We start from the raw sequence: 1,299 nt of genomic DNA on the forward strand, positions 1-1,299 counted from the left end.
CTCCTGGACGGCAACCGCCGCTACGCCACCGACCACTCCCGCCACCCGGACGAGAGCCGCCGACTCCGTCACCAACTGGCCACCGCACAGCACCCGTTCGCGGTGATCGTCGGCTGCGTCGACTCCCGGGTGCCGCCGGAGCTGGTCTTCGACCAGGGCCTCGGCGACCTGCTGTGCATAAGGACGGCCGGCGAGGTCCTGGACGAGGCGGTGCTCGCGTCCATCCAGTACGGGGTGGAGGAACTGCGCATCCCCCTGGTGCTGGTGCTCGGCCACGAGCGCTGCGGCGCGGTCGCGGCGACCCTCGCGCACCTGGAGACCGGCGCCCCCGTCCCCGGCCATCTCGCCCTCCTGGTCGACGAGATCAGCCCGGCCGCGCGCCGCACCCGCGCCCTGCCCGGCGACTGGGCCGAGCACACCATGCGGGCCCACACGGCCTGGGTCAGGGACGCGATCCGCGCCGACCCCGCCTTCACCTCCGCGCATGTCGTCGCGGCCCGCTTCGACCTCGACACGGGGCTCGTGTCGCTGCTGCCGTAGCCCCAACTCCCCACTGCCGTAAGCCCATTGCCCTCACGCTCACCCACGCGAAGAAGTCCATGACCATGAACGGCGTGCTCTCCGTCCTGCCCTCCCCCGCCGACTTCCGCACCATGACCCGCGCCCCGCGCCGCGACCTCCTGTGCGGCCTCACGGTCGCCGTCGTGGCGCTCCCGCTCGCCCTCGGTTTCGGGGTGACGTCCGGTCTCGGCGCGGCCTCCGGCCTGATCACCGCGATCGTCGCGGGCTCGCTCGCCGCGCTGTTCGGCGGCTCCGCGCGCCAGGTCAGCGGGCCGACCGGCGCGATGACCGTGGTCCTCGTCCCGATCGTCCACGAGTACGGCGCGAACGGCGTCCTGACGGTCGGTCTGATCTCCGGCTTCATGCTCCTCGTGCTCGCCTTCGCCCGCGCGGGGGCGGCGATGGCCTACGTCCCCGCACCCGTTATCGCCGGTTTCACCATCGGCATCGCGTGTGTGATCGGGCTCCAGCAGGTGCCGTCGGCGCTGGGCGTGCCCACTCCGAGCGGTGACCAGGTCGCGGTGGTCGCGGCCCGGGCGGCGGAGGAGTTCGACGCGACCCCGCACTGGGCCGCGCTGCTGCTGGCCCTGGGCTCGGCGGCGCTGATGCTGGCCGGGGCGCGCTGGAGGCCGACGGTTCCCTTCTCCCTGGCGGCAGTCGCCGTCGCGACGATCGTCTCGGAGGCCCTGCACCTGCACGTGACCCGCCTGGGCACACTCCCGGCTTCCCTCCCCGCCC

At 73.7% G+C, this 1,299-nt stretch carries 2 protein-coding genes; both read left to right on the forward strand.

Annotation, left to right across the window (positions count from 1 at the left end; translation table 11 throughout):
* Positions 1-540, forward strand: a 540-nt coding sequence (locus AC31A1_RS51555) for a carbonic anhydrase (protein WP_489659935.1), incomplete at its 5' end; no start/stop codon positions are given.
* A gap of 59 nt (positions 541-599) precedes the next feature.
* On the forward strand, positions 600-1,299 hold a 700-nt coding region (locus tag AC31A1_RS51560), incomplete at its 3' end, for a SulP family inorganic anion transporter (RefSeq protein WP_489659936.1).

The sequence above is a fragment of the Streptomyces sp. P5F9 genome, from assembly GCF_057961495.1.